The organism is Acetobacterium sp. MES1 (genome assembly GCF_002237635.1).
Classification (GTDB): domain Bacteria; phylum Bacillota; class Clostridia; order Eubacteriales; family Eubacteriaceae; genus Acetobacterium; species Acetobacterium wieringae.
Genome location: NZ_MJUY01000060.1, coordinates 108,931 through 132,267 on the forward strand (window position 1 = coordinate 108,931; position 23,337 = coordinate 132,267).

General features: G+C 43.6%; 19 protein-coding genes, 1 rRNA gene, 2 riboswitches and 1 other annotated feature. Of the genes, 17 read left to right on the forward strand and 3 right to left on the reverse strand.

Annotated features, from left to right (window positions below; all coding sequences use genetic code 11):
* Positions 1 to 20: 20 nt before the first annotated feature.
* A complete protein-coding gene (locus tag BI182_RS16625) occupies positions 21 to 1,436 on the forward strand; it encodes an alanine/glycine:cation symporter family protein (RefSeq protein ID WP_228880805.1) in 1,416 nt (471 codons plus the stop codon).
* 60 nt (positions 1,437 to 1,496) lie between these two features.
* Here the strand turns inward: BI182_RS16625 and BI182_RS16630 are convergent, their stop codons facing one another.
* A complete protein-coding gene (locus BI182_RS16630; RefSeq protein ID WP_148636959.1) occupies positions 1,497 to 1,787 on the reverse strand; it encodes a hypothetical protein in 291 nt (96 codons plus the stop codon).
* Positions 1,788 to 1,975: 188 nt separating this feature from the next.
* On the opposite strand from BI182_RS16630, the gene BI182_RS16635 reads away from it, so the two are divergent.
* The 3 genes from BI182_RS16635 (at position 1,976) to cobT (ending at position 5,400) form a co-directional block, all read left to right on the forward strand.
* Positions 1,976 to 2,647 (forward strand): response regulator transcription factor, encoded by a 672-nt coding sequence (locus BI182_RS16635; protein WP_250934433.1) that lies wholly within the window; start codon positions 1,976 to 1,978, stop codon positions 2,645 to 2,647.
* On the forward strand, positions 2,644 to 4,269 hold the full coding sequence (locus BI182_RS16640; protein WP_286809534.1) for a sensor histidine kinase: 1,626 nt from the start codon (positions 2,644 to 2,646) through the stop codon (positions 4,267 to 4,269). Before BI182_RS16635 ends, BI182_RS16640 begins: the two co-directional genes overlap by 4 nt.
* A gap of 78 nt (positions 4,270 to 4,347) precedes the next feature.
* On the forward strand, positions 4,348 to 5,400 hold the full coding sequence (cobT, locus tag BI182_RS16645) for a nicotinate-nucleotide--dimethylbenzimidazole phosphoribosyltransferase (RefSeq protein ID WP_148636961.1): 1,053 nt from the start codon (positions 4,348 to 4,350) through the stop codon (positions 5,398 to 5,400).
* A 97-nt stretch (positions 5,401 to 5,497) separates the two neighbouring features.
* Here the strand turns inward: cobT and BI182_RS16650 are convergent, their stop codons facing one another.
* Positions 5,498 to 6,217 carry a hypothetical protein gene (locus BI182_RS16650; protein WP_286809535.1) on the reverse strand — a complete coding sequence of 240 codons (720 nt, stop codon included), beginning with the start codon at positions 6,215 to 6,217 and terminating at the stop codon, positions 5,498 to 5,500.
* Entirely contained in the window at positions 6,214 to 7,050 is an 837-nt protein-coding gene (locus BI182_RS16655; protein WP_286809536.1) for an ATP-binding cassette domain-containing protein, read from the reverse strand. The genes BI182_RS16650 and BI182_RS16655 overlap by 4 nt, the downstream gene beginning before the upstream one ends.
* Positions 7,051 to 7,249: 199 nt before the next feature.
* Positions 7,250 to 7,523 (forward strand) — a binding site (T-box leader).
* A gap of 170 nt (positions 7,524 to 7,693) precedes the next feature.
* Between BI182_RS16655 and BI182_RS16660 the strand changes: the two genes are divergently transcribed.
* The 13 genes from BI182_RS16660 to BI182_RS16720 form a co-directional block, all read left to right on the forward strand.
* Positions 7,694 to 8,992 carry a phenylacetate--CoA ligase family protein gene (locus BI182_RS16660; RefSeq protein ID WP_070371536.1) on the forward strand — a complete coding sequence of 433 codons (1,299 nt, stop codon included), beginning with the start codon at positions 7,694 to 7,696 and terminating at the stop codon, positions 8,990 to 8,992.
* 11 nt (positions 8,993 to 9,003) lie between these two features.
* The gene (locus tag BI182_RS16665) at positions 9,004 to 9,441 is read left to right on the forward strand and encodes an ACT domain-containing protein (RefSeq protein ID WP_070371535.1); all 438 of its coding nucleotides are present in this window, start codon (positions 9,004 to 9,006) and stop codon (positions 9,439 to 9,441) included.
* Between the two features lie 127 nt (positions 9,442 to 9,568).
* Positions 9,569 to 10,216, forward strand: a complete 648-nt coding sequence (locus BI182_RS16670; RefSeq protein WP_070371534.1) for a TetR/AcrR family transcriptional regulator — start codon at positions 9,569 to 9,571, stop codon at positions 10,214 to 10,216.
* Between the two features lie 171 nt (positions 10,217 to 10,387).
* Positions 10,388 to 11,080: a response regulator transcription factor gene (locus BI182_RS16675; protein WP_070371533.1), complete on the forward strand. Its 693-nt coding sequence runs from the start codon at positions 10,388 to 10,390 to the stop codon at positions 11,078 to 11,080.
* Positions 11,049 to 13,157, forward strand: coding sequence for a sensor histidine kinase (locus BI182_RS16680; protein ID WP_286809545.1), 2,109 nt, complete (start codon positions 11,049 to 11,051; stop codon positions 13,155 to 13,157). Before BI182_RS16675 ends, BI182_RS16680 begins: the two co-directional genes overlap by 32 nt.
* Before the next feature lie 214 nt (positions 13,158 to 13,371).
* Positions 13,372 to 14,124, forward strand: a complete 753-nt coding sequence (locus tag BI182_RS16685) for a DeoR/GlpR family DNA-binding transcription regulator (protein WP_070371531.1) — start codon at positions 13,372 to 13,374, stop codon at positions 14,122 to 14,124.
* The gene (gene pfkB, locus BI182_RS16690) at positions 14,121 to 15,062 is read left to right on the forward strand and encodes a 1-phosphofructokinase (protein ID WP_070371530.1); all 942 of its coding nucleotides are present in this window, start codon (positions 14,121 to 14,123) and stop codon (positions 15,060 to 15,062) included. The genes BI182_RS16685 and pfkB overlap by 4 nt, the downstream gene beginning before the upstream one ends.
* The gene (locus BI182_RS16695) at positions 15,049 to 16,959 is read left to right on the forward strand and encodes a PTS fructose transporter subunit IIABC (RefSeq protein ID WP_286809575.1); all 1,911 of its coding nucleotides are present in this window, start codon (positions 15,049 to 15,051) and stop codon (positions 16,957 to 16,959) included. The genes pfkB and BI182_RS16695 overlap by 14 nt, the downstream gene beginning before the upstream one ends.
* 195 nt (positions 16,960 to 17,154) lie before the next feature.
* Positions 17,155 to 18,591 carry an MBG domain-containing protein gene (locus BI182_RS16700; RefSeq protein ID WP_286809550.1) on the forward strand — a complete coding sequence of 479 codons (1,437 nt, stop codon included), beginning with the start codon at positions 17,155 to 17,157 and terminating at the stop codon, positions 18,589 to 18,591.
* Positions 18,592 to 18,782: 191 nt separating this feature from the next.
* Positions 18,783 to 20,336: a hypothetical protein gene (locus BI182_RS16705; RefSeq protein ID WP_286809553.1), complete on the forward strand. Its 1,554-nt coding sequence runs from the start codon at positions 18,783 to 18,785 to the stop codon at positions 20,334 to 20,336.
* A 175-nt stretch (positions 20,337 to 20,511) separates the two neighbouring features.
* A riboswitch (M-box (ykoK) riboswitch) is annotated at positions 20,512 to 20,675 on the forward strand.
* 232 nt (positions 20,676 to 20,907) lie between these two features.
* A complete protein-coding gene (locus tag BI182_RS16710; protein WP_286809563.1) occupies positions 20,908 to 21,837 on the forward strand; it encodes a magnesium transporter CorA family protein in 930 nt (309 codons plus the stop codon).
* Positions 21,838 to 21,899: 62 nt separating this feature from the next.
* A riboswitch (FMN riboswitch) is annotated at positions 21,900 to 22,028 on the forward strand.
* Between the two features lie 83 nt (positions 22,029 to 22,111).
* Complete coding sequence (locus BI182_RS16715) at positions 22,112 to 22,681, forward strand: ECF transporter S component (RefSeq protein WP_286809572.1); 570 nt, start codon at positions 22,112 to 22,114, stop codon at positions 22,679 to 22,681.
* 512 nt (positions 22,682 to 23,193) lie between these two features.
* Positions 23,194 to 23,337, forward strand: a 16S ribosomal RNA gene (locus BI182_RS16720); the annotation flags it as partial.

Consider the following 23,337-nt stretch of genomic DNA (forward strand, 5'->3'; position numbering starts at 1 on the left):
TTAAGAGAAGGAGGAACAAAATGTTTCAACAATTTAATGAATTTTTAGTATGGTTTGACGACCTCGTATGGGGTGTGCCATTGATTGTGCTGATTCTGGCGGTGGGGATTTTTTTGACCATCCGCTTGCACGGACTTCAGATCCGCTATTTACCCAAAGCGCTGAAGTACATGGTGAAGAATGAAGAAGGGGGCGAAGGCGAGGTAACCAGTTTTGGAGCCCTGTGTACAGCCCTCTCAGCAACCGTTGGAACCGGAAATATTGTAGGTGTTGCCACTGCGATTGTCGCCGGAGGACCGGGAGCCTTGTTTTGGATGTGGATTGCCGCCTTGTTTGGGATGGCGACCAAATTCGCCGAAGGAGTTCTGGCCATTAAATATCGGGTTATTGAACCGGATGGACATGTCCTGGGCGGACCTTTTTATTATATCGAAAATGGGATGGGCATAAAATGGCGCTGGTTGGCAAAAGTCTTTGCCTTTTTTGGTGCCGGGGTTGGTCTTTTGGGAATTGGAACCTTCACTCAGGTGAATGGGATTGCCAGTGCGGCCAATAATTTTTTTGATCCCAATAATCAATGGACAGTCAACCTTCTAGGCATGGAATATTCCTGGAGTGTGGTGATTACCGGAACCATTGTTACGATTTTTGTGGGACTGGTGGTAATTGGGGGGCTTAAGCGGATTGCCAATGTTTCTCAGATTATTGTCCCCTTTATGATTGTTATTTATGTATTGTGTTGTGCGATTATTTTAATTACTAATGCCGGATTGATACCGGCGGCCATTACTGAAATTGTCGCCAGTGCCTTTGGTTTCCGGGCAGTGGCCGGTGGGGCCTTAGGCGCCGTGCTGGTTGCTATGCAAAAAGGGATTGCTCGGGGGATCTTCTCGAATGAGGCGGGTCTTGGTAGCGCTCCGATTGCCGCTGCTGCAGCAAAAACCAATGAACCGGTGCGGCAGGGGCTGGTTTCGATGACCGGAACCTTTTTAGATACCATCGTGGTTTGTACCATGACGGGATTGGCGATTGTCTTAACTGGATCATGGAACATCGGGCTGGAAGGGGTGGCGGTGACAACCAATGCGTTTCAGGTAGGATTGCCTTTTGCTCCGGAAGTTAGCTCGTTTTTGCTGATGATCTGTCTGGTATTCTTTGCTTTTACCACCATTTTGGGCTGGAATTATTACGGCGAACGTTGTCTGGAATATCTGTCAAATGGAAAAATGAAGGCTGTGTTAACCTATCGCTATTTGTATATTCTGGCGGTCTTTATCGGACCGTTTATGACCGTTTCAGCGGTTTGGACGATTGCAGACATTTTTAATGGGTTGATGGCATTGCCCAATCTGATTGCCTTGATGGCATTAAGTGGGGTGGTTGTTGCCGAAACCCGGGTCTATGTTAAAAAGCTTAAGAACAAAGAAGTGGAATAGTATAACCTAAAAAATGCCCAATGAAAGCGCGCTTTCATTGGGCATTTTAAAATGGGCTTATTAGCGGGTTCTGCCGCCATGATGCATGCCAGTGCCGTCTTGAGGTTGGGTGCCGTCACAGGTGCCATCACCATTGCCGTATTGGTGGGCCGTGCCGTCCTGGGTGCAATTTTCGTTGTCGCAGATGCCGTCGCCATTGGTATCATGGCTGGCTTGACGTTCAATCCGTTGCTGTTCGGTCAAACCATTGCAGGCACCAGTACCAGCGCCGTGGTTTGGAGCTGCCAGAGCGCTACCAGCGGTAGCCAGCATTAAGGCCAGGGATCCGACTAAAATAAGTTTTGTTTTCATTGAAATTCCTCCGTTTTTTTAGTGTGTTCTGTTGTTGTTTGTATTATATGACGGTTATATGTCAATACTGTGTCAAAAATAAAATTCATGTGATAAAATAAAAATAATTAAATGGTTCATACTGACACAGTATTGTCATAGTAATTGGGTAAACTTTTATAAATAAATAGAAAAGGGAGGGCATGTGAATGAAGGGGATTCGCATTCTGGTGGCAGAAGATGAAGATAAGCTACGGGAAATCGTTTTGAAATATTTAAATAAAGAAGGCTATCAAGGCTTCGGTGCAGCCGATGGAGAAGAAGCTCTGGATTTATGGGCTGAAAAAAAACCGGATTGCATCATTCTGGATGTGACCATGCCCAAGCTTGACGGTTTTGAGGTGCTGGCAGAAATCAGAGAAACCGATAATGTCCCGGTAATCATGCTGACGGCCCGTAGAGAAGAGGATGATAAAATCCAGGGCTTTGAAGTCGGTGCCGATGACTATGTGACGAAACCGTTTAGTCCCCGGGAGTTGATGGTGCGCATCAAAGCCTTATTAAAACGCAGTGGAGTCGTCACTACCGACAACCAGCTCGATGTCTGCGGAGTGCATTTAAATGCAGAAGAACGGCAACTGATCATTGATGATGAAATCATTAACCTGACTCAGAAAGAATTTGAGGTGCTGACCTTTTTTATCAATCATCATCAGCTGGTCTTATCCCGGGAACAGATTCTGGATCGGGTTTGGGGCTATGATTACGAAGGTGATATCCGGGTAGTTGATACCACCATTAAGCGGTTGCGTAAAAAAATGAATAAAAAAGGAGAATGTATTCAAACCGTCAGAGGGTTGGGATACAAGTTTAAGGAATGAGATCTTCGATATTTTTACGATTGATGCTCTATCTGGGGGCTTTTTTTCTGGTCTTGTGTTTGCTGACCTATTATGTGCTTGGTTCCTATTTTGAAGTCTATTATACCGAGAAAAGAACGGCGGTTTTAATTGACAAAACGAGTCAGGCTGCTGCAATGTACAACCAAGGGGGGTTAACCCCGGAACTGCAAGCGTATATTGATGTCGCCGAAGAAGAAGGAATTGTCATTCAGATTATTAAACAACAAACCGTGACAGAAGAAACGTCTTTGGGAAATGTTTCGCCGGAAAATGGGAGCATCGAAATAGTGGCGATACGTCAAGCATTGGATGGCATGGATCAAAGCGAAGGCTCAGGGCTGACTGTTGTTGAAACGAAACGTCTGGCCGCTGGTGGCGAACACAAGGGTGAGGGCAATGAAGCAGGCGAAGGTGCTGGTGGCGGATCCGGGAATGGCTCAGGATCTGGGAGTGGTGCTGGCAGCGGTGCAGAACATGGGGCCGGAGCTGGGCAACAGAACAGTGTCGAAAACCAGGTCAACGCACATCAGCATGAGGAAAGCTTTGTCATCGTGTTGGGAAGTGATGAGCATCAGGTGGAGTGGCTGACTCATAAGATTGTCGCCAATGACGGTGCCCAGATCATTGGCCGAATTCCCCTTTATTCGGTTCATGAGGTCATTGAGATTGTGGAAAATTTTCTGCTGGTATTTTTAATGATTATTTTCGGCTGTTCGTTGCTTTTCGCCTACTTTTTCTCTCGGGGTATTTCCCGCCCGATTATTTCATTAAATCAGCTTTCCCGGGAAATGGGTAATCTTAATTTTACAAAAAAATATCAGGGTACCAGGAAGGATGAGATTGGCCAGTTGGGTAAAACCTTGAATCATATCTCGGATGAACTGGAAGAGGCAATTCTAAAGCTCCAGGAAGAACTCAATAAGGAGCGAACCTTTGAAAAAATGCGACAGCGTTTTACTGCCCAAGTGTCCCATGAGATCCAAACCCCTCTGGCAGTGATCAAAAGCTATGCCGAAGCTCTGGAAGACGGGATTCTGGAGAATCGTGAGGAAGAACAGGAATATTTTGTGACGATTCAGAAGGAAGCCGATAAAATCAGCGGTATCGCCAGCGATCTGCTGGATCTGGCCCAAATTGAGTCCGGTGCCTATCAGCTCAAGAAGGAAGCGGTGTTCGGAGGTGAGGTCATCGCTTCGGTCGTTCAGCGATTTGTAAACACCTATCCGGAAAAAAATATCGTCTTTAATAATCACTGTGATCCGGAAAGAAAAGTGACGATGGATCGGAAACGGATGGAACAGGTTTTTTACAATCTCTTGAACAATGCCATCAAACATGTCAGTCCGGCCGATGGGTTGATTCAAGTAAGTTGCAAAACCCAGGGAAATGAGTGGATTGTTTCTGTTTATAATGTGGGTAAGTCGATTCCACAAAATGAGATCAATCAGATCTGGGAGTACTTTTATAAGGCGCAGTCGGATAAAAAAGGCACTGGTTTGGGTCTGGCTATCGTCAAAGGCATCATAATCTGTCATGGTGGCAAGGTGGCTGTGGATAACCGGGATAAGGGGGTGTGGTTTGAAGTGCGGCTGCCACTATAAAAACTTCAAAAATAGAATTTTCAAAAGCGGGAGATGTGATATAATGAGAAAAAACAGTCGAATTGACAGGAGATAAGAATGAGTTTGTTAAATGAAACATTGGAAAAAATCCAACCACTCAATGAAGAAATGATGAAAACAGCCAAGGATCGGGTCGATTTTTTGCTTAAACCAGTGGGCAGTTTGGGAACCCTGGAAGAGATCGCCGTTCAGTTGGCCGGTATCACCGGGGAAATGTATCCGGATGTCAGCAAAAAAGCGATGCTGGTTTTTGCTGCTGATCATGGTGTCTTTGAAGAAGGCGTTGCTGCGGCACCTCAGGAAGTCACCGGTTTGATGGCGCAAATGGTTATGGCCGGAAAAAGTGGCGTGGCTGCTTTAAGTAAACAGGCAGGTGCCGATATTTTTGTTTGTGATGTGGGCATGAATGCTGATTTGGAGCCGAAATCAAAAATTCTCGATAAAAAAATCAGAAAAGCCACCTCAAATATGCGAAAAGGTCCGGCGATGACCCGGGAAGAAGCGATTCAATCCCTGGAAGTCGGCATTGATGTGGCCCAACGGGCGATTAACAACGGCTATAATATTTTAGGTACTGGAGAAGTGGGGATCTCCAACACCACCGCCAGTGCGGCTATTATTTCAGCACTTAGCGGTGTTGATGCCGGTGAGTTGACCGGTGCTGGAGCCAACCTGTCAGAAGAAAAGCAGGTGGTGAAAGCCCAGGTAATTCGGGATGCTATTGCCCTGAACCAACCGGATAAAGATGACGCCATTGATGTGCTGGCAAAGGTGGGCGGATTCGAAATCGGTGCCATGGCGGGAGCGATGCTGGCCGGAGCGGCCAATCACATTCCTGTATTAATCGATGGTTTTATCTCAACCGCCGCTGCGGCCATTGCCATTGGGATTAATCCGGATGTCAAAGGTTATTTGATTTGTTCGCATGCGTCAGCTGAAAAAGGCGCCGCCTATGCTTCCGAATTTATTGGCGCTAAACCATTCCTGAATATGGGGATGCGTTTGGGTGAAGGCAGCGGTGCGGCCATTGCCTTTAATATTGTCGAAGCAGCCCTGTATATGAATCGTGAAATGGCTACTTACGGTGATGTCGGCCTGGGTGTTGTTTAAAAATTGAAGCAATAATATTAAAGCCCTTCAAAAGTGAAATCTTTTGAAGGGCTTTTTTCAGGCTTGACTGGGATAACATCAGGGATCAAGATAAGTTTTAGAATTTTGTATGTTTTAACAATTGAATTTGACCAATCATTAAAGCTAAACCATAACCAATGGTCAGTGTAACCGGTAATGCCATGGCCGGGAGAGCAAAATATTCCAGCTTTGTAAATGAGGCGAGGATCTCAAAAACAGGTGGAAAAACCCAGGTGATTAAGCAGGTTTGTGGGAAATAGCCAGCCAGGGCACCTTTTGATATGCCCATGACGGTGACAAAGAATAGCAGCAGCACAGCCATTTTCCGGTTTTTGATAATCCGGGGATGAAAAAAAGCACCGGTCATAGCGCCTAAAAAGGCCAATGAACAATGCAGACCAAACCCGATTGCGATATCATCAAACTGTAAACTACGGGTGAATAAGTGACCGTTGTTGACGCTATTTAAGATCATCGGATAGAGGATGCCAATGACACTCATGACAAGGCCGATGATCAGGAGCACCAACAGTCGGCTCAGATAATAACGGGTGTCGTTATTAACCCTGAGTAAAACCAGCTGTTCGGTAACTTGGTTTTCAAGTTCAGCATAACTAAAACCGACAGTGGCCATTATAAAGAAAAGTACGCCAGCCGACTCAGAAAAGCTCGAAACAATCGCAAAAGGCATGATGCCGTAGGCGGCAAACAAATAAATCAGATAGACTAAAAAGGGCAGCAAAAATTTATAAGATTTGAGATAGCATTTGAAATGATAGATTAACAGATTTTTCATTGCTTCATCCCTTCCATCGTGCGCAGTCTGAATTCATCTTTTAACAGCTTCTTGAGAACCGCATGACTGTGATCACTTTGAACAATCAGTTTTAGGCGGTTATGATCCCATTCAGCTCGCTCGATTAAATCCTGAAGACTTGAATCAATTTTCGTCCCAGGCGGGGCTTCGAAAATCAAGATATCATATTTAATTTCCTTTAGGTCGGATAAATCGAGGGGCAGTAACTGGTGATCAGAAATTTCATAAGCATGGTCTGCCAGTTGACTCACGAGAAATCGTTCGTGACAGGACATAATTGTGGCAAGGCCCAGTTGCTGCAGTTCCTGAACCATCTGGATAAATAACTTTTGAGATTGGGTGTCCTGGCCGGATAACGGCTCATCCAGCAGCAAAACATCAGGAGGATCCAGTAAGGCTTGGATAACTGCCACCTTTTGGATCGTACCTTTGGAAAGATGTTTGATCGGAACATCAATCATGTCAGCCATCTCAAAGGCCTGAAACAATTCAAACATTCGGGTGCTGATTTTCTTTTGAGACAGTCCGCCAATCAAACCCATGTATTTAACAAATTCACTGGCTGTCAGATCGATTTTAGGGAAATTCTCGGGGATGTAAGCAAGCTTAACTTGGGGCGCATAGTCAATAGTACCGGCAGAAATTTTAGACAAACCAGCAATTATTTTGAGCAGGGTACTTTTGCCACTGCCGTTATGACCCAGCAAAGCAATGGTGGATTCTTTTGTGATGGTCAGATCGATATTTTTCAGGATTAGTTTTTTCCCGAAATATTTAGAAATGCTATTGAGTGAAATAAGAATATGATCCATGGTAAACTCCTTATCGGTCATTGTTCAGATTAAAACGACGAAAATATAACTAAACAAGTTAATCCTATCACATGTATTTTTAAACGGCAATGATCATAAGTTTCAGGATCATTAAATAGACTGGAAATATTGCCTGAACAGACGGATCTAAAAAATTCTTGACATTATTTTAAGGTTAGTAATATAATAATTGAAATAATTAAAAACTGTGATTGAGGAAAGTAATTTTCATTAGAGTCTTCAGAGAGTTGGTAGCGCTGGAAACCAATGGCAATGATGTTGATGAAGTTCCCTCAGGAGTTGATTGGCTGAACATTCATGAGTGAAGTAATTTATTCGTATCACCATTAGGCGAATCCGGTGTCCCTCATCGTTAAAATAGGAAGAACGGGGCTAATGTTGGTCGTGTTTTAAAAAGGTGGATTAGTTAATAATCAAATTAGGTGGTACCGCGAGTCAGACTCGTCCTTTTCAATAAGGATGGGTCTTTTTATTTTACAAAGGCTGGAATGATGACTTTGTTTACAGGTAAACAGTAAGGCACTCCCTAATCATAAAGATGCCACAGCACGTGCATCTTGAATTTCACACCCATAACCACAAGCGATCCGATTTTAAATTAAAGAGAATTTTGGAGGAAAAAATGTATTGGAATAAGAGCTACGAATGCATGCCAAGAGAAAAACTGCAGGAGCTGCAGTTGGAACGATTAAAGCGAATGGTCAATCGGATTTATCACGATGTCCCGTTTTATCGCAATAAATTTCAGGAAAAAGGTCTGATGCCAGAGGATGTCAGCTCCCTGGATGATCTTAAAAAGCTGCCTTTTACAACCAAGGTTGATTTGCGGGATAATTACCCGTATGGGCTTTTCACCGTCCCTCTGGAACAGATCGTCCGAATCCATGCATCATCCGGCACCACCGGTAAACCGACGGTGGTTGGTTATACCCGGAATGACATCGCGATGTGGTCGGAGTTGATGGCTCGCTGTCTGGTGGCAGCTGGAGCTGGTCCGCACTCGGTGATCCAGAATGCCTATGGCTATGGGCTGTTTACCGGTGGTTTGGGTGTTCATTATGGGGCCGAACGACTGGGTGCCTCAATTATTCCGATCTCCGGTGGGAACACCGCCAAGCAAATTATGATTATGCAGGATTTTGGTTCCACCGTCTTGACATGTACCCCGTCCTATGCTATTTATTTATCAGAGGTGCTGGCGGAGTCGGGGATTGATCCGGAAACTTTAAAAATCAAAGCCGGTATTTTTGGTGCCGAACCCTGGTCAGAAAACATCCGCAAAGATATTGAGAAAAAACTCAAAATCAAAGCCTATGACATTTATGGTTTATCGGAAATCATGGGACCGGGAGTGGCCATCGAATGCGAATGTCAGGAAGGGCTGCACGTCTGGGAAGATCACTTTATTCCGGAAATCATTGATCCCAATACCTTGGAAGTACTGCCCTATGGCGAACAGGGGGAATTGGTGATCACCACTATTACCAAAGAAGGGATTCCGATTCTTAGGTATCGTACCCGGGATATTACCCGGATTATTGCCGAACCCTGCAGTTGTGGCCGAACTCATCTGCGGATCAACCGCCTCCAGGGGCGCAGCGATGACATGTTGATTATCCGTGGGGTGAATGTTTTCCCAACTCAGATTGAAAGTGTCTTGCTGGAAATTGGGGAAGTCGAACCCCATTATCAATTGGTGGTGCGTCGGGATGGTTCTCTGGACACCCTGGAAGTTAAGGTTGAACTCAGTGAAGCGCTGTTTTCGGATCGGATCAGTAATCTGGAGAACCTGGAAAAACGGATCCGGGATCGGATTCAATCGACCATTGGCGTGAGTACCAAGGTGGCTTTGGTCGAACCGAAAAGCCTGCCCCGTAGCGAAGGGAAAAGCCAACGGGTTGTGGATCTTAGAAAAATTTAGGAGGAGAAAAAATGATACGACAAGTTTCTATTTTCATCGAAAACCATGAAGGCCGACTGAATCATATATTGAAAATTCTGGCCGAAAATAAGATCAATATCCGGTCTCTGAATATTGCCGATGCCACCGATTTTGGGATCGTCCGACTGATTTTACAGGAAACCGAAAAAGGGATTGAGGTGCTTAAGAAAAATGATATCATTAGCACGGTGACCCCGGTTCTGGCGGCGGAGATTTCTGATGATCCCGGCGGATTAAGCACCCTGGTGAATGCCCTGACTGAAGCAAAAATAAATATTGTTTACGCCTATTCGTTTCTGCCGAAAAAAACCGACAATGCCATAATCATCATCCGGGTGGATGATGATGTGCAGCAAAAGGCCATCGAAACTCTGGAAAAGGTTGCCGAGGTAAATCTGTTGGATCGGGAAACGCTGTTGCTGAAATAATTTAACGGGTGAGGGTAAATTAGAAATATTTATAAATTTCCTATTGACATTCCGCAAAACTTTTCGTAAGATCAAAGGTATGAATTAAATGTAACTAAGAAAATGATTGATACAGGAAAGGCAAACCATGGCAACGTCAAGAAAAGGAACCCAAACAAAGAGTAATATTATTACAACCGCAAAGATTTTATTTTATGAGAATGGTTATAACAAAACCGGTATTCAGGACATCGCCGATCGCGCCGATGTCAAGCTGGGAACCATTACCTATTATTATAAAAAGAAAGATGATATGATCACCGATATCTACAATGTCTTCTTTTTAGCACTGTATGATTATGTTTCATCGGTTTCGGAGAATCTCAACCTTTATACCAAGTATTGTTATGCCCTGGTGCTGTATTATGAAGCGATATTAAATGATGAGCATAACAAAACGTTGTATTATGAAGTACTGGTAAAAAATGTCAATCCTCATGGACGAACCAACATTACCAACACTCTCAATCGCTCCTGTCTGGATTTTCTCAATAAGAATTATATCGAGGCCGATCTGGAAGTTATCGCCCGTTCCGAATATGGGGCCCGCAAAGAATTGTTTATTGATTTTTATGAAAAGAACATCAAATTTACCAGCCGAGCGATGATTTACTTTTTTATCCGGAATTTGTTCCGACTGATGAATTTAGATGGTGAAATGATTGAAAATACCATTCAGCAGGGCTTTGAGTTTTCCAACAAGAACAAACCAGAAGGCATTAAATTTTTAATCTAAAACATTTTTAAGGGCAGCAATCCATTGGAATGCTGCCCTTTTTGCGGTTTGATTGGGGAAACGTTGAGTCGGGTTTGATCGTAAGAATTTGTTAAGGAAATTCAGCGTTTTTTTGACAGAAGTTTGTGTTAAAGTTAGACCAAGATGAAACAGAAAGGCGGAAGCTTGCAAATGAGTATTTTAATCTGCGACGATGAAAAAGAAATCGTTGAAGCCCTGGAGCTCTATTTAAAAAACGAAGGCTATGCGATTTTAAAAGCCTATACGGGAAGAGAAGCCATCGCACTGGTGGAAAAAGAAGATATTGAGTTAATTATTATGGATGTGATGATGCCGGAGATGGATGGGCTACGGGCAACGATGAAAATAAGAGAAACCAAAAATATCCCAATTATCTTTTTATCGGCTAAAACTGAAGATAATGACAAGATCATGGGTTTGACCATGGGTGGTGATGATTACATAACCAAACCCTTTAACCCCATGGAGGTCATCGCCCGGGTCAAGTCGCAATTACGGCGCTACAACACCCTCGGTGGTTGCCCCGAAAAAGTGGGAACCTACCGTACCGGCGGCCTGGTGCTGGAGGATGACTATAAACGACTGACAGTGGATGGTGAAGAGGTGAAACTAACGCCGGTAGAATACAAGATCATGCATTTTTTGATGTCGGAAAAAGGCAAGGTCTTTTCGATTGATCAGATCTACGAGAATGCCTGGGAAGAACCCGCTTACAATTCGGACAATACGGTGGCGGTGCATATTCGGCGGATTCGGGAAAAAATCGAGATAAATCCCAAAGAACCAAAATATCTAAAGGTGGTGTGGGGCATTGGCTACAAAATTGAAAACTATCTGGACTGATCAGAAATTTAAAATCACCTGTTCATTTTTGACGGTCGTATTGGTCACCATCAGTTTTGGTGCACTATTTGAAGCCTACTGGTTTAATTGGGATTATCTGGCCAATACCAATAATTATTTGGAGAGTGCAGAACTGCAAAATAAAGTTCTGACCGCCTACGATCATATCGATCAGGTTTATAATTTCTATCAGAGCGAAGAAAATATCCGGGCTGGAAATGCCATTGATCCTGCAGCGATGGAAGCCTATAAATGGGATATCTTAGCGGAGTTGGATCTTAATGATCCGGACGAAATGGGTGTCTCAACCGAATCGGAGATGCTCACTGGTCCTGATTTCTGGGAACCTTACGCCGATGAGCTCGAGGCCCAAAAAAAACAACTGATTAACGAGGGGCTGTTTCAGTATGAACGACTAAAAAAAGAATTGGAGCAAACCCAGGGGTTATCCTACGTTATTAACAGCAAAGGGGTCACAAACAGTCAGCCTAAAGACGCTAATCCGGATGATTTGCTTAAACGACGGGTGAATTTCACCTATAACAAGGGGGCGATTTCCTCGACACTGCCTAAGATGGATCAATTCGAACCATTAGACTACGCTGTTGAACCGGATTTTCAGGTCATCATTGGATTTGATGATGCCTATATTGCGGAGCGGGAAGTATTGTATCAGGCTGAACGTCAAGAATTTCTGTGGCTAATGAGTATCTTTGTCGTGTCGCTAATTCTTGCGGCGATCGGTATGCTGCTTTCCTGTATTTCGGCCGGCCGCAAAAAAGACAACGAGGGAGTCCAGCTATTGCCGATTGATGCGTTCTGGATTGACGCCCACTTTTTATTATTGCTGGTGGTGGAAACCCTGGTCGTTGCCGCAATTGTCTTTTTCTATGATCAGAATTTTCCGCGGGTGGTTATGCTGATGCTCTTTGCTGTCGGGGCAGCGTTGGGGTTAAACTTTCTACTGTCATTGGTGCGAATTTTAAAAGATCGCCGTTTTGGGGAGCGATTGTTATTTTTGAAACTGATCAAAAAGGGATGGGGATTTATTAAAAACCAGTTCAAGAAACTGGCTGGCTATTACAATGATGTCATGAAAGGCTCGCCGACAGTTAAACGGTTGATGTTCTGGGCAATTCTGCTGGTGATTCTGGCACTGTCGGTTCAGGTGCCGATTCTTGGTGTCTGCTCCTTTATTTGCATTATATATCTGCTTTATTTGGGTGGAATAAAAGCAAAAAAATATGATGGGATTCTGGAAGGGTTGGAACGCATAAAAAATGGTGAGGTTGACTATAAACTGATTGGCTATGATGGTGCTTTAGGTGAACTGGCGGATGGGATTAATGCCATTGGCGATGGCATTTCATTGGCAGTGTCTGAAGAAGTAAAAAGCCAGCGGTTAAAAACCGAGCTGCTGACCAATGTGTCCCACGATATCCGGACCCCACTGACCTCGATTATTACCTCCATCGATTTGTTAAAAAATGGAAACCTCGATCCAGAGGCAAAGCAGAAGTACTTGGAGATTCTGGAAAACAAGGCGCACCGACTCAAGGTGCTGACAGATGATTTGTTTGAAGCTGCTAAAGCGTCATCGGGTAACATTGAAGTGGAGTTCCAGGCGGTTGATCTGGAAATGCTGATGACCCAGGGTTTGGGTGAAATGGAAGAAGAACTTGGCAATTCCCAACTGGAGTTTATTACCCAATATCCTAAGGATCTTTTTGTGGTAACGGCAGATGGCCGCCTGCTCTGGCGGGTGATTGAAAACTTGCTTTTTAATATCCTAAAATATGCTCAAAAAGAATCCCGGGTGTATATTGAATTTTCAAAATGTGCTGCCGACAAAACTGGAATAGTGGTCTTTAAAAATGTCTCGGCACAACCGCTCAATATCTCTCCCGAGGAACTGATGGAACGATTTAAACGGGGTGATGAAACCAGAAACAGTGAAGGCAGCGGTTTGGGACTTGCCATTGCCAAAGACCTGATGACGATCCAGCAGGGTGAGCTGAGACTGGAAATCGATGGTGACCTATTTAAAGCCGCCATCATCTTACCAATGGCAGAATAGGTCCGACGATAAAAAGTTCACAAAGATAGTATCAGAATCTGATGCTATCTTTTTTTAGTATTGAGAAAAAATGGGTAAGTAATAAACAAAAGCAAAATAGATGACAAAAAATGGATATCATGCACAAATATGATTTATTTTGACTAAAAATGATTTATTATGATTGACAATGGCTGAAAATGGTGATAAGCTTCAGAAAAAGAGGTGATTAAGGATGATTATTGAAGAACGACTGGCAAAAATCCTGCAAATGGTTGAAGAAAAAGGCGTGGTTACAGTTTTAGAATTGTCGGAGACCCTAAAGATTTCGGAATCAACAATCCGCCGGGATCTGACCACCCTTGACAACAAGAAAAAGCTACGAAAGGTTCATGGCGGGGCGGCGGTGATAAACGGCAGTTTTGCAGCCGCTGATTTTGACCTTCAACTCCGGGAAGACCATCATCGCGATGAAAAACAAGCAATTGGCAAATTCAGTGCGGGACTGATTGAAAAAAATGATTTTGTTTATATCGATGCCGGAACATCAACGGAAGCCATGGTTGATTTTATCAATGAAAGCGGCGCTGTATATGTCACAAATGGGATGGTTATTGCGGCAAAACTTGTTAAAAAGGGGTGTCGGACAATTATCGTCGGTGGTGAAATAAAACCCATCACTGATGCCGTGGTGGGAAGTGAGGCCCTTCATTGTCTGGGCAAATATAATTTTTCAAAAGGTTTTTTTGGCACCAATGGGATTGATCGGAAAGCTGGTTACAGCACCCCAGACCCGACCGAGGCCCAGGTTAAAAGGGAAGCTTTCAGCCGCTGTAAGACAGCCTATGTACTGGCAGATCCGTCGAAATTTAATCTGATTGCGCCAGTGAGTTTTGGTAAACTGGAACAAGCCGAAATTATCACAACCAGGCTGGGGAGTGAGAGCTATAAAAAATACACAAAGGTTTGGGAGGTGGATGGCAGATGATTTTTACGGTAACCTTTAACCCGTCTCTGGATTACATTGTGGGGTTGGACGCCTTTCGGGAAGGGGAGGTCAACCGCAGTGAATGGGAGCAACTCTATCCGGGCGGAAAAGGGATCAACGTGTCGATGGTTTTAAAAAACCTGGAGATCAGAAATATCGCCTTGGGTTTTATTGGCGGTTTTACCGGCAAAGAAATTCAACGGCGGATCAAAGATTTTGGATGCTATACCGATTTTGTGAAAATAAAATCAGGTATATCCAGAATCAACGTGAAAATAAAAGCCGACCAGGAAAGTGAAATCAACGGGCAGGGACCCGACATCAGTAAGAAAGAACTTGGGGAGCTGTTTAAAAAGCTGGAATCCATTGAAAAAGGTGATATTCTGGTTTTGGCAGGCAGTATTCCCGCCGCTTTGCCTGAAGATACCTACGAAAGCATCATGAAATTATTAGAAAACCGTGGGGTCAAAATCGTCGTGGATGCTACCGGTGAACTGCTACTTCGGGTGGTTAAATACCAGCCATTTTTGATTAAACCGAACAACCACGAGTTGGGGGAAATGTTTGGGGTTGTTTTGAACAAACGAGAAGATATTATTCTTTACGCTAAACGATTGCAGCAAATGGGTGCACAAAATGTGTTGGTATCGATGGCTGGAGAAGGTGCCATTCTTGTGGATGAAAGCGGCAAGGTTCATGAAATGAAGCCGCCCAAAGGGATTGTCAAAAACTCCGTTGGTGCAGGCGATTCGATGGTGGCTGGGTTTATTGCCGGTTATCTTAAAAGTCAGGATCTGCAGGACGCCTTCCGGATGGGCGTGGTAACCGGAAGTGCATCGGCATTTTCAGAAACCTTGGCGACCAAAGCAGAAGTCATGAAGTTGTTGGATGAATTATCACATAAAAACGAAGGGGGAAGAAAAAATGCGGATTATTGATTTATTAAAAGAAAAGGGTATTGATCTGGCCGGAAAACCAGCCAGCAAGGAAGAAACCATCCAAAAGTTAGTGCAACTAATGGCAAATACCGGAAATATTGTCGATCCAGAGGTCTTTAGAAAAGCGGTAATGGCCCGGGAGACAGAAGGATCTACCGGTATTGGGGAAGGAGTTGCAATTCCTCATGGTAAATCGCCGGTGGTGAAGGATGCCGGTTTGTCCGCCATGGTTGTTCGGGATGGAACTGATTTTGAGGCATTAGATGGTGAACCAGCCTATCTCTTCTTCATGATTGCGGCTCCGGAGGCGGCAAACACCCTGCATCTGGAAGTCCTCAGTCGGCTATCCACCATTTTGATGGATGAAGAATTCCGAACGAAGCTGATTGCATCAGCGGATGTGAAAACATTTTTAAAACTCATCGATGAAAAGGAACAGGAAAAGTATGGTGCGCCAGCAGCGGCCAAAACCCCGGAAATGACCAAAAACTATCAGCTCCTGGCAGTTACCGCTTGTCCCACGGGAATCGCCCACACCTATATGGCAGCAGAAAGCCTGGAAAATAAGGCCAAACAGATGGGGGTTACCATTAAGGTGGAAACCAACGGTTCCGGTGGCGTCAAAAATCAGCTGACCGCCGAGGAAATCAAAGCGGCCGATTGCATCATTATTGCAGCCGATACAAATGTCGAAATGGGCCGTTTCAATGGCAAACCATTGATTCAAACCAATGTTGCCCGGGGAATCCATAAACCCCAGGAGCTTATTGAAGAAGCTCTGGCAGGAAAGGTGCCAGTCTATTCAGGTGGTGTCCAGAGTGTTGAAGATACTGGTGGGAGTGGCGAAAAAGAAAGTGTCGGCCGGAAAATTTACAAAGATTTGATGAATGGCGTTTCCCATATGCTGCCCTTTGTTATCGGTGGCGGGATTCTAATTGCATTGGCCTTTTTGTTCGATGACTACAGCATTGATCCGTCAAAATTCGGAAGCAATACCCCATTTGCCGCCTTCCTGATGCAGGTGGGAGGGACGGCTTTTGCTTTCATGTTGCCGGTTTTAGCGGGTTACATCGCCATGAGTATCGGTGATCGACCGGCTCTGGCTGTTGGTTTTGTCGGGGGAATGTTGGCGAACACTGGCGGTGCCGGTTTTCTGGGGGCCTTATTGGCGGGTTTTGCCGCTGGCTATCTGGTATTGGGACTCAAAAAAGTGTTCGCTAAACTGCCAGCCAGCCTCGAAGGGATTAAGCCGATATTGATTTATCCCTTCTTTGGTATTCTACTGATTGGCGCCTTGATGGTCTTTATCATCAACCCACCAGTGGCGGCCCTGAATGCGGCGCTCAGTGCGGGGTTAAACAGCATGGGTACATCCAGCAAAGTTATCTTGGGTATTGTCCTTGGGGGGATGATGGCCGTTGATATGGGGGGGCCGGTTAACAAAGCGGCTTATACCTTTGGTTTGGCATCGTTGGCTACTGGTCAGTTTGATATTATGGCAGCGGTGATGGTAGGTGGTATGGTTCCGCCACTGGGGATTGCCCTGGCTACCACCATTTTTAAAAATCGTTTCACTAAAAAAGAGCGGGAAGCGGGCCTGGCAAACTATGTCATGGGTCTATCCTTTATCACCGAGGGTGCGATACCTTTTGCCTCAGAAGATCCCCTCCGGGTGATTCCTTCCTGTATTGTCGGTTCGGCTCTGGCCGGAGGATTATCAATGTTCTTTGGCTGTACGCTAATGGCCCCTCACGGCGGAATCTTTGTCTTTCCGCTGGTGGGAAACCCGTTTGGTTACGTCATTGCCCTGGTGGCCGGATCGGTAGCCTGTATGCTGATGCTCAGGATCTTAAAAAAACCGAAAACCAGCGACAGTGATGAACTGGAAATTGCATAGACAACCCAAATTAAAACCTGCCGTAAAGGTGGGTTTTAATTTGTTCTTTTTATGTAATGATTGTAAACAAATAACAACAAAGTAAATTCTAAACGAACAATGATCGGGTTTCGTTGTGAACAGTGCTGCAAATCGGTATAATTGGAAATGAGTATCTAAGATATTGAGATAATTTATAATACAAGGAAGTATCCAATGAAAAAGACCAAAAGAATCAGGCTGTTTATATGCCTGGTCTTGACGATCATTTTGAATGGTGCGTGCTTTCCAATCGGCATTCTGGCGGAAGACCAAACTGAGCAAGGCCCATTAACGCCAGTGATTGTCTTCTCTACCGATGTTGTTTATACTGGAAATCCCCAGGTTTTGGCAGCTGTTAATCCCGCACCCGATGGGCCTGAGCTTGATTTTGAACGAATCGAGATCACTTACAAAGGGATTTTGTCAAATGGCGAAGCATATCCATTATCAACGATTCCACCGTCAGAGTCAGGTACCTATATGGTGTTTGCGGCATATCGGGGCGATGAAAACTATCAAAAAATTGATAATCAAAAAGAAATTAAAATAAAGCCCATTGAGCTTAAAACGTCACAATTCTTCACCGAAAAGCCGATTACCAAGATTTATGACGGCAATACCAGTGTGCCCGAAGTTGCGCTGAAGGGTTTAGGGAATAGTGGCGTTGTTGATGCAGATAAAAATAAGGTGGCATTTAATTATCGAACTGCCAATTTTTTATTTAAAGATGTTAAACCGGCGACTGCCAATCTGGTTATTTTAAAAGAAATCACAATCGCTGGCAACAAGGCCAAAAATTATATTATTGTTGATGAAAATCAGGGAACAAAGCCACTATCAAGCATTGATATATCTTTGGTAGCAGGTATTTTACCAAAACTGGTGGAGGTTTTCCTTGTCGGTCAGGATAAGGTTTATGATGGGACGCCAAACCTTCATGATTATAAACTGACTGTCAACAAAACGGATCTGATCCGGGGGGAGGATTTGGGCGCCTTTGGAGCTGAAAATTTTTATCCCTATTACGGGGACGTGAATACTCAGCAAAAAGACGTGGGCAATTATTATGTCTGGGCAACCGGAGGATTTTACTTATCAGGAATAAACGGAACGAATTCCGACAACTATACAATTTATAGTCAAACGATTATTTCCAAGAGTAAATATGCTATTACCCCAGCCTCAGTAACAGTGATTCCAAATTATGTTTCAAAAATTCAGGGCGAAGCAGATCCGGCACTAACGTATACGGTTTGGCAGGATGATTCAGGTGATGGTTTTGTTAAAGGTTTATATGGGAATGATGTGATGTATGGCGCATTAGAACGGGAAGCCGGAGAAGCGGTTGGCACCTACGATGTTTTGCTGGGTAGCTTGAATAATGCGAACTATCGCATTCGCTTGGCCGATAATGCTGATAAATTTGAAATTTTTAAGAAAGAAGATGTGGTTGCTGTCTATGGGGGCAATGATTATAGCAATGGAGGGAATAGTGCGGTAGAAAAAGAAGAAGAATCGCCAGTACCTTATATGGGTATTGCGCTACTGTTGCTTTTACTGATTGCTGGAGCTATTTTCTTTGGCAAGAATCGGCTGACAAAAATGGATTAGTGTAAAATAGAATGTAAAGAAAGAGATCTGTTGGAGAGGGCAGATCTTTTTTTGTGTCATGAATTGAATAAAGCCAGAAAAGAAAGTGAATCAGACAGAAAAAAGAAACGTTTACAGCAATTATGTGATAAAATAAATGGTAATAAAACAATAAACGAAACGAATTTTAATCAGTTGGAAAGGAAACGAAAATGAATAATGAAAAATCAGGCAGACGGTTTTGGCGAACCGGATTGATGGCAGTATTGGTTCTGCTCTTGCTGCCCATGGGCATTTGGGCGGAGGTTGATGGAAAAATGGCGACGACCGTATCGATAGCCAGTTCGCCCTCCTCGGTGACGTTTAACACGAATGCTGATGAGCTGGATAAGGCGGTATACAAAGCGATGAACATCGTGGTTGTCGATGGTGATTCGAATAAAATCGCTTTTACTGCCGATGATATTAGTCTTGATTACAATCGACAGGTTGGAACACAAAAAATAACGGTTACCTATAAGGGGAATGATCAGTACGAAACCAGCAATGCAACGGGGACGATTGTTATCAATGATGTGCCCAAAAAAGATACCCGGCTAGTGCTCAAAGCTAATCCACCAGCAGTGGGATATTCCGCAGATACGGCAACCTTGGATAAGGCAGTATATGATGATCTGGTTATCCAAGTGGTAGATGGGGATTCCAATAAGGTAAACTTCTCCCCCAGTGATATTACCCTGACCTACAATCATGCGGTGGGAACCCAGAATGTAGTCGTTGCCTATAAAGGAAACTCACAATACAATCCGAGCCAGGTTAATGCCACAGTTCAGATCACCGGAAAACAGGATAGTAAGGTATCCGTTGCTGCGAAGCCCCCAGCGGTCGCTTATACCAGCGATTCGGCAAAACTGGATTTAGCTGTCTATCAGGCCTTGAGTATCGTGGTTGTTGATGCGGGGAACAACAAAATCAGTTTTACGGCAGCTGACATTGATTTGAGCTACAACCGGGCTCCGGGAAAACAGGATGTAACCGTAAAATATAAGGGCAACGATCAGTTTTCGCCAAGCACTGCCACCGGAAATGTTGAAATTACCGGGAAGGTGGATCCACCAGCACCAACTAAAGAAAACACCTCTATTAATTTGGCCAAACCGCCGATTGAAGCGGCCTATACCACTGATTCAGGAAAATTGGATGCTGCTGTTTATCAAGCATTGACCATTCAGGTCGTTGACAGCAAAGGTAAGGCAATTAATTTTACAACCACCGACATCGAACTGAGCTATAACCGGGTGCCCGGTGAGCAGCCGGTGACGGTAAAATATAAGGGGACGGATCAGTTTAACAGCAGTACGGCTACTCAAACAGTAACCATCACCAGTAAAGATGACAGTTCGCTGATTGTTTCCCAAAATCCGCCCAGTGTAGAATACGATGATAATACCAAAAATCTCGATGATGCGGTATATCAGGATCTGTGCGTTGCAGTAGTGGATGATAACAATAATAAAATTGAGTTCAATCGGGATGATATCGAGCTTGATTATACCAGAGAAGTTGGTGAGCAGGAAGTGGTTGTCAAATACAAAGGCAATAATTATTTCAAAAGTGCAGTGGCCACCGTTCGGGTAAATATTGTTCAACCGGATTCTCCCAATCCCTGGGTAATCGCTGGGGTTGCCGGAATAATTGGGGCCATTGTGGTTGTTTTGGTGATTATTGGTGTGGTCGTTTATCGAAAAAAGCATAGTGCTTCTTAATTAATTAGATAGAATGATCGGATAAAAGGATCTGTTTAATACAGATTCTTTTTTTGCAGAGTCAGCAATAATTGGCAACATGGTCAAAGGGTTAATTTATAGCGGCTTATCTTAAAAATCATTGACAACGGGGAGATAAAAAGATATAGTTAATTTGGAATAATAATAAATAAAATGTTTCTTTTGTTAGGTGAGGCTCCTATACAGATATGGCTGCTGCCCGGAAACATCGAAAGATGCCAATGGGTCAACAGGTACTATCGAATTAAGGTTTTACTTAATGCAGTTGGGCGATGCCCTATGCTGTATAGTGCCAAAACTCAACGAATGGAGGAATCATTATTTTTGCTGTGCGAAAATCTCCTCCGTCAAAGAGGAGTTTTTTATTTTGTTAAATCAAAAGAACCGGAAGCAAAACTTCAAATGGTTTACTTTGGTGCAAATTCGAAAAAAGGAGTGAGATAGGATGGACGCAGACCCTGGAGAGAAGCGTATAAAACAGAATGAACAAAAACTGAGCGCCCAGAATATCTTAGTGATCATGGGCTGCTCTTAATAAAGGAGGAAAGCAATGATCAAAATCTACAAAACGATCGATGGTAAGATTCAAGAAATCGAGACCATCGAAAAGAACAGTTGGATTAACATGGTTAATCCTACTGAAGAAGAATTGCAGTTTATAACCAGAGAATTAGCGGTGGAACCCGATTTTTTGCGAGCCGCCCTGGATGAAGAAGAAATTTCCCGGGTGGAACTGGAAGACAATAACCAGGCACTTATTACCATTGATGTTCCGGTCATTGAAAAAGATACCAAGATGGTGCTTTACACCACCATCCCAGTTGGGATCATTCAAACCGCTGATAATATTATTACGGTCTGCTTAAGAGGAAACACCCTTATTGATGATTTTACCAAAGGCCGAGTAAAAAATGTCCACACTAATTTGAAAACCCGTTTTATCTTCCAAATCCTCTACCGAGTGGCCAGTCGGTTTTTGATTTACCTGCGCCACATTAATCGGATGAGTACCGATATTGAGCGGCAATTGCACATATCCATGAAAAACAAAGAACTGATTCAACTTCTTGATCTAGAAAAGAGTCTGGTGTTTTTCTCGACATCCCTGAAAGCCAACCAGGGGGTTTTGGAAAAACTGGAACGGGGTCGGATTATTAAGCTTTACGAAGAAGATAAAGAACTGTTAGAAGACGTGCTGATTGAAGTCCAGCAGGCTATTGAGATGTCCAATATTTATGCCAACATTCTCAGCGGAACCATGGACGCCTTTGCATCGATTATTTCAAACAATTTAAATATTGTGATGAAGATATTAACCTCATTAACAATCTTAATGGCGATACCAACGATGATTGCCAGTTTTTTCGGAATGAACGTTGAAGGGTTGCCAATTCCCAACTTCTGGAGTGTGGTATTGATTTCGATTGCCTGTACCGGAGTAGCCGCCTTTGTGCTATTCAAGAAAAAGATGTTTAGTTAGTGCGGGCTAAAAATTATCATTGACAAAGAAATTCAAGCGGGTATATAATTAAATAAATAAATAGTCTGTTTCAGGGCGAGGTGTAAGTCCTCACCGGTGGTGATGCGTAAAAGCGATAAGTCCACGAGCCGAAAGGCCGATCTGGTTAGAATCCAGAACCGACGGTATAGTCCGGATGAAAGAAATGGCGTACAATTTTACGCGCAAAGCCCTTGAAAAGAAATTTTCAAGGGCTTTTTAAGTTGACTGGACAGACAATTGAAGGAGGATTTTTATGAAAATCAAGACAAAACAATTGACCCAGATGGCAGTATTGGCGGCAATGTCCATACTATTGGTTTACCTGATTCATTTTCCGATTTTTCCGGCGGCACCATTTCTGGAGTACGATCCAGCCGATATTCCTATTTTTATCGGTGCATTTATGTTTGGCCCTTTAGGTGGTCTAATTCTAACTGCTGTTGTTTGTGTTTTGCAGGGAGTGACCGTTAGTTCGGCTAGCGGGATTATTGGAATTCTGATGCATTTTTTCGCAACTGGATCCTTTGTATTGGTAGCCGGAAATATTTACAAAAGAAACAGAACCAGAAAAGGTGCAATCATCGGTTTGGCATTGGGTACGGTCACGATGACAATAACCATGGCGTTATGGAACATTGCCATCACACCGATATTTTTGGGAATTCCGGTGGAGGCAGTTTTACCAATGATTATCCCAGTCATTATTCCCTTTAATCTGATCAAAGCTGGAATCAATTCAGTCATTACCTTTGTTGTTTACAAATCCGTCAGCAAGGTTTTAGGATTGGAACTGCAAGAACCAAAGGTTGCAGAAAGCAAATAGTTTAAGTGTCATGAGGATAGAGAACCTGGAATCAATTGATTTCAGGTTCTTTTTTTTAAAAAACGAATTTACGGATTAAAAGCGTGAAGAATAATGGACCGGATATAGAGGTAACAAAAAGAAAAGAAAAAACTTTCAAAAACCAGTTGACAGGATGGTGAAAAGAGCGTATACTAATGAAGTTGTCTCGAGTGAGACAGCGGACACAGCTGAAACATTGAAATGAACTTAAAAGAATTTCAAAAAACAGCTTGACAATCACAAGAAACGACGATATAATAGAAAAGCTTCTTCGGTCGGAAACACTGAAAAAACGACGGAGTGGCAACGGTCATAGAAAAGAGAATAGTACCATAAAACCTGTAAAACAGCCAAAACATCCGCGAGGATGAATGCGGCTAAATAGAAACAGAGAGATGAACTCTATAAAACATTAACTCGGTAGAGTATAAAATACGCTTTATTCAAAATGAGACAGCATTTAAAAGCTTAACGGCTTTAAATACAAACTTTTTATTGAGAGTTTGATCCTGGCTCAGGACGAACGCTGGCGGTATGCTTAACACATGCAAGTCGAACGAGACGGGATGGAATGACCCTTCGGGGGAATGAAATCTTAGAAAGTGGCGAACGGGTGAGTAACGCGTGGGTATGAT